1 protein-coding gene is annotated in these 544 nt (G+C 66.9%); it reads left to right on the top strand.

All coding sequences use genetic code 11. The features are described 5' to 3' along the window. A partial coding sequence (locus C1631_RS25370) for a recombinase family protein (protein WP_109714480.1) occupies nt 1-542 on the top strand: 542 nt, incomplete at its 5' end. Nucleotides 543-544 lie beyond the last annotated feature (2 nt).

Below are 544 nucleotides of genomic sequence, written 5' to 3'. Positions count from 1 at the left end.
AAACGGTCGATCTCCGGCGGGACGCGCTCGTCGCAACCGGGGTCGATCATCGGCATCTCCATACCGACAAGGCATCCGGCGCGCGCGACGACCGACCAGGCCTGAAAGCCTGCCTCGACTATCTGAACGCGGGCGACACACTGATCGTGTGGAAGCTCGACCGGCTCGGACGCTCGCTGCCGCACCTGCTGACGATCGTCACCGATCTGAAGGCGCGCGGCATCGCGTTCCGGTCGCTGACCGAGCAGATGGATACGACCACGCCGCACGGCGAATTGCTGTTCTCGCTGTTCGGTGCATTGGCACAATATGAGCGTGCGCTCACGCGCGAACGGGTGATGGCGGGACTGGCTGCTGCCAAACGCCGGGGACGCCAAGGTGGCCGCCCGCCGATGATCGACGCCGAAACGCTCGAGCGGATCACCGCCGCGCTGGATGGCGGGGCCAGCAAGGCGTCCGTCTGCCGGACCTTCAAGGTGCCGCGTTCGACCCTTCTCGGCACGCTTGCCCGGATCGGCTGGACCGCACCGGCCAAGGTCTAAGC

The organism is Chryseobacterium phosphatilyticum (assembly GCF_002899825.2).
Classification (GTDB): Bacteria; Bacteroidota; Bacteroidia; order Flavobacteriales; family Weeksellaceae; genus Chryseobacterium; species Chryseobacterium phosphatilyticum.
Note: the sequence above shows the minus strand (reverse complement) of the source record. Positions and strands in the feature narration are given on the sequence as shown.